Consider the following 5,909-nt stretch of genomic DNA (forward strand, 5'->3'; position numbering starts at 1 on the left):
GGCCCCCCGTCCCCGGCGCCGGGGACGGCCGGGTCGGTGTCCAGGGTGGCCGGGTCGGTCCAGTGGTCGACGCCGAGGCCCGCCGCGTCGGCCCAGTCCCCGGTGACAGTGGAGGCCAGCCGGGCGGTCCCGGGCTGCGGCGCGAGCCCCGCCAGGGCGGCGCGGAGGCCGTCGTGGTCCAGGCCGCCGGCGGCGGCGCGGGCCCGCAACGCCACCGTGCGGGCGGCGTCGGGCAGGGACAGCAGGCCCGCCACGTACGCGGCCACGACCTCGCCGTCGCCGGTGCCGACGACAGCGGCGGGGGTGACACCGGCGTGCCGCCAGACGGCGGCGAGTGCCACGCCGACGGCGAACCGGACCGGCCGGGCCAGCTCCGGCCGGTCGGCCCAGGCAGCGTCCGCGCCGGTGAGCAGGGCGGCCGGATCGACGTCGACCCAGGGCGCGAGGGCCTGCCGGCACTCGGCGAGGGTGTCGTCGAAGACCGGGCAGCGGCCCACCAGTTCGGCCACCGCGCCCGCCGGGGCGGCGCCCGGGAAGACGAACACCGGTCCCGCGCCGTGGTTGGCGACGGTGCCGGTCACGACGTTGCCGGCCGGGGTGCCGGCGGCGAGCGCGTCCAGGCCGGCCAGCAGCTCGCCGGGGGTCGCGCCGAGCACGGCGGCGCGCCGGTCGAACGCCGAGCGGGTCGCGGCGAGCGACCAGCCGACCGACGCCGGGGCGAGGCCGGGGTGCGCGCGCAGATGCCGGGCCAGCCGGGACGCCTGCGCGGCCAGGGCCGAGGCGGAGCGGGCCGAGACGGGCCAGGCCACCACGTCGGCGGTGAGCAGCCCGGCGGGGCGTTCCCCCGCCGCAGCGGCTGGCGGCGGCATCGGCGCGTCGGCCGCCTCGGCGCCGGCGGGCGCGTCGGCGGGCAGCTCGACGACCACGTGGGCGTTCGTGCCGGAGATACCGAACGAGGAGACCGCCGCGCGGCGGGGCCGGTCGGCGGCCGGCCACGGCCGGGACCGGGTCACCAGCTCCACGTCGCCGGCCGACCAGTCGATGTGCGGCGACGGCTCGTCCACGTGCAGCGTCGCCGGTACGGTGCCCTCCCGCATCGCCAGCACCATCTTGATCACGCCGGCCACACCGGCGGCGGCCTGCGCGTGGCCCATGTTCGACGTGACCGAGCCCAGCAGCAGCGGGCCGGCGTCGCCCCGGTCCTGCCCGTACGTGGCCAGCAGCGCCTGCGCCTCGATCGGGTCACCGAGGACGGTGCCGGTACCGTGCGCCTCGACGACGTCCACGTCGGTGACCGCCAGCCCGGCGCCGGCCAGCGCCTGCCGGATCACCCGCTGCTGGGAGGGGCCGTTGGGGGCGGTCAGCCCGTTCGACGCGCCGTCGGAGTTGACGGCGGAGCCGCGTACCACGGCGAGGACGCGGCGGCCCTGCCGCCGGGCGTCGGAGAGCCGCTGCACGAGCAGCATGCCGACGCCCTCGGACCAGCCGGTGCCGTCCGCCGTCGCGGCGAAGGACTTGCACCGCCCGTCGGAGGCGAGTCCGCCCTGGCGGGAGAACTCCTGGAACGCCGTCGGGGTGGCCATCACGGCCACGCCGCCGGCCAGCGCCAGGTCGCACTCGCCGCGCCGCAGCGCCGCCCCGGCGAGGTGCAGCGCCACCAGGGACGAGGAGCAGGCCGTGTCGACGGTGACGGCGGGGCCCTCCAGCCCGAGGGCGTACGCGACCCGGCCGGAGATGACGCTGTGCGCGGCGCCCGTCATCAGATAGCCCTCGACGCCCTCGGGTACCTCGGTCAGCCCCGTGCCGTAGCCGGAGGTGGAGGCGCCCACGAAGACGCCCGTACGGGTGCCCCGCAGCGACGCCGGGTCCACGCCGGCCCGCTCCAGCGCCTCCCAGGACGTCTCCAGGGTGAGCCGCTGCTGCGGGTCCATGGCGAGGGCCTCGCGGGGCGAGATCTCGAAGAACGCGGGGTCGAAGTCCGCCACGTCGTGGAGGAAGCCGCCCGCCGGCGGGTGCGTCCCCTCGGCCGGCTCGGGGATCTCCCAGCCCCGGTCGGTGGGGAACGGCGAGATGGCGTCCACGCCGTCGGCGACCAGCCGCCAGAACGCCTCCGGCCCGTCGACGCCCCCGGGGTAGCGGCAGGCCATGCCGACGATCGCGACGGGCTCGTCGGCGTCGACGACGACCGCCTGCGGGGCGTCGGCCGGGGCGGCGCCGGAGACCAGCTCGCGCAGGTGCGCGGCCAGCTCGGCGGGGGTCGGGTAGTCGAAGACCAGCGTGGTGGGCAGCCGCAGGCCGGTGGCCGCGTTCAGCCGCCCCCGGAAGTCCACGGCGGTCAGCGAGTCGAAGCCGAGGTCCTTGAACGGGCGCCCGCGCAGCTCGTCGGGGGTGGCGTGGCCCAGCACCGCCGCGGTCTGCTCGTTGACCAGCCGCAGCAGCTCCCGCTCCTGCTCCGCCGCCGGGAGCGCCGCGAGGTGGCGCAGCGGCGCCGCGACCCCGTCCGCCGGCGCGGCGGCCTCCTCCTGCGCGACGAGCGCCCGCACCTGCGGCAGGTCGCCGAGGAACGGGCTGGGCCGGGCCACCGTGAACGCGGGGTGGAACCGGCTCCAGTCGACGTCGGCGACGGTCACGCAGGGCGTGGGCCGCCGCAGCGCCCGGTCGAGGGCGACGAGCGCCTTCTCCGGATCGACGGGCGGCAGGCCCATCCGGTTGAGCTGCTCGGTGGCGACGTTCTCGGCGGCCATGCCGTGCGCGCCGCCCCAGGCCGTCCAGGAGACGGCGGTGGCCGGCCGGCCCCGGTCGCGCCGGTTGACGGCCAGGGCGTCCAGCAGGGAGTTGCCGGCGCCGTACGCGCACTGCCCGGCGCTGCCCCACACGCCGGAGATGGAGGAGAACATGACGAACGCGGCGAGGTCGCGCTCGGCGAGGCAGGCGTCGAGGTGCAGTGCGCCGAGTACCTTGCCCGCGACGACGTGGGAGAACTCGTCGAGGGTGGTGTCGGTGATCGGGGTGAGCTGGTCGGTGCCGGCGGCGTGCACGACCGCCGTCAGGTCGGGCAGCGAGCCGACCAGGTCCGCCACGGACCGCCGGTCGGTGACGTCGCAGGTGGCGGCGGTGACCCGCCCGTCGGCGCCGTACCGGTCGAGCAGGTCCGCCACGGCGGGGGCGGCGGCGCCCCGGCGGCTGGCCAGGACCACCCGCCCGGCGCCCCGGTCGAGCAGCCAGCGGGTGACGTGGCCGCCGAGGGCGCCGGTGCCGCCGGTGACCAGGACGGCGCCGGACCACCAGTCACCGGCCGGGTTCTCGTCGGTCGGCGGCGGGGCCGGGGTGAGCCTGCGGGCCCAGGTGCCGCCGGGGCGCACGGCCACCTGGTCCTCGCCGCCGTGGCCGGCCAGCACGGCGGCGAGCCGCCGGGTGGTGGCGGCGTCGACGGTGGCCGGCACGTCGACCAGGCCGCCCCAGCGGTGCGGTTGCTCGACAGCCGCCGCGCGGCCGAGGCCCCAGACCTCGGTCTGCAGCGGGTGCGTGACCCGGTCGCCCGGGGCCGCCGCCACCGCTCCGCTGGTGACGCACCACAGCGGCGCCACCAGGTCCAGGTCGGTCATCGCCTGGACGAGGGCGAGGGTGCCGGCGGCGGCGAGGGTCACGCCGGGGTGCTCGGGCAGCAGCCGGTCCTGGCCGGCGACGACGGCGAGCACGCCGTCGACAGCGCGGCCGCCGGTCAGCACCCGGAGCCGGGCGGCGAGCGCCGCGCGGTCCAGGTCCGCGGCGCCGACGCGCAGCACCAGCGGCTCGGCGTCGCCGAAGAGCCCGGCCAGGCCGTCGGCCCACGCCGGCGCGTCCTCGGCGGGCAGCACGACCAGCCAGCGGCCCGCCGGGGCGTCGCCGTCCCCGACCGGCACGGGCTGCCAGCTCACCTGGTACGACCAGCCGTCCACGAGGGAGCGTTCCCGCCGGGACCGGCGCCAGGAGGACAGCACGGGCAGGGCCGGCAGCAGCGCCCGCACCTGCTCGTCGTCGTCGCCCAGCTCGCCGCGCAGCGTGTCGACGTCCGCCTGCTCCAGGGCGGCCCAGAACTCGTCGTCGCCGTCGGCGGAGGCGGTGTCGGGGCCGGCGGGCGGCGGCTCGGGCCAGAAGCGCTGGCGGCGGAAGGCGTACCCGGGCAGCGGCACCCGCGCGGTCTCGGCGCCCGCGTACAGCCGCGTCCAGGCGACCTCCACCCCGCCGACGTGCAGCTCGGCGAGGGCGGTGAGCGCCGACGTGGGCTCGGGGCGGTCGCGGCGCAGCAGCGCCACGGCGGCGGTCTCGTCGTCGGCCAGGACGTCGCGGGCCAGCGCGGTGAGCACCCCGCTGGGGCCGACCTCCAGGAACGTACGCACGCCCAGGGCCCGCAGCTGCTCGACGCCGTCGGCGAAGCGGACCGCCTCCCGCACGTGCCGCACCCAGTACTCGGCGGTACGGATCTCGTCGGCGTCGGCGACGGCGCCGGTCAGGTTCGACACGATCGGCAGCGCCGGCGGTTGCAGCTCCAGCCGGCGCACCACGGCGGCGAACTCGGCGAGCATCGGCTCCATCAGCGGGCTGTGGAAGGCGTGGCTGACCCGCAGCGGCCTGGTACGTACGCCCTGGTCGGCCCAGCGGCGTTCGAGTTCCTCGACGGCGTCGGCGGCGCCGGAGACGACGACGGCGGTGGGCCCGTTGACGGCGGCCACGGCGACGGCGTCCTCGACGCCGGCCAGGGCGGCTCGGACGGCGTCGGCGGGGAGCTGGACGGCCAGCATCGCGCCGCCGGCCGGCAGGGCCTGCATCAGCCGGCCCCGGGCGGCCACCAGCGTGGCGGCGTCGGGCAGCGACAGCACACCGGCCGCGTGCGCGGCGGAGAGCTCGCCGATCGAGTGGCCGAGCAGCACGTCCGGGACGACCCCCCAGCTCTCCAGGAGCCGGAACAGCGCGACCTCGACGGCGAACAGACCGGCCTGGGTGTAGAGGGTCTGGTTGAGCAGCCCGGCCTCCTCGTCGCCCTCGGGCGCGAAGAGCACCGGGGCGAGCGGGCGGGGCAGGTGCCGGTCCAGCTCGGCGCAGACCTCGGTCAGCGCCCGGTCGAAGACGGGGAACGCGGCGGCCAGCTCGCGGCCCATGCCGCTGCGCTGCGCGCCCTGGCCGGAGAAGAGGAACGCGAGCTTGCCGCCGCGCGGGCCCGCGCCGGTGACCAGGCCCGGGGCGTCGCCGCCGGTGGCCAGCGCGCGCAGGGCGGCGGCCAGGTCGGCGCGGTCGCCGGCGAGCAGCACGGCGCGGTGCTCGAGGCTGGCCCGGGTGCTCGCCGACGACCAGCCGACATCGGTCAGCCGCGGCTCGGGGCGCTCGTCGAGCCAGTCGGCCCAGCGGGTGGCCTGCGCGGTCAGGGACGCGGCGTCGCGGGCGGAGACCAGCACCGGCACCAGGCCGGCACCGTCGACCGGGGCGGTGACGGGCGCGGTGACCGGGTCGGTCGCGGCAGCGGGGCCGTCCGGGGTGTCCGCCGGGGCCGGGTCGGCGGCCGGCGCCTCCTCGATGATCACGTGGGCGTTGGTGCCGCTCATGCCGAAGGAGGAGATGCCCGCGCGGCGGGGCTGTTCCCCGGCGGGCCACGGCTGCGGCTCGGTCGCCAGCGACACCGCGCCGGCCGTCCAGTCCACGTTGGGCGTCGGCTCGTCGACGTGCAGGGTGGCGGGCACGGTGTCGTGCCGCAACGCCATCACCATCTTGATCACGCCGGCCACGCCGGCGGCGGCCTGGGTGTGGCCGATGTTCGACTTCACGGAGCCGAGCCAGAGCGGCCGGTCGGCCGGCCGGCCCTGCCCGTACGTGGCCAGCAGCGCCTGCGCCTCGATCGGGTCGCCGAGGGTGGTGCCGGTGCCGTGCGCCTCCAC

1 protein-coding gene is annotated in these 5,909 nt (G+C 78.3%); it reads right to left on the reverse strand.

Translation table 11 applies throughout. The features are described 5' to 3' along the window. On the reverse strand, nucleotides 1-5,909 hold a 5,909-nt coding region (locus KBX39_RS20510; RefSeq protein WP_210872011.1), incomplete at both ends, for a type I polyketide synthase.

Source organism: Micromonospora sp. D75, assembly GCF_018070405.1.
GTDB lineage: Bacteria > Actinomycetota > Actinomycetes > Mycobacteriales > Micromonosporaceae > Micromonospora > Micromonospora chalcea.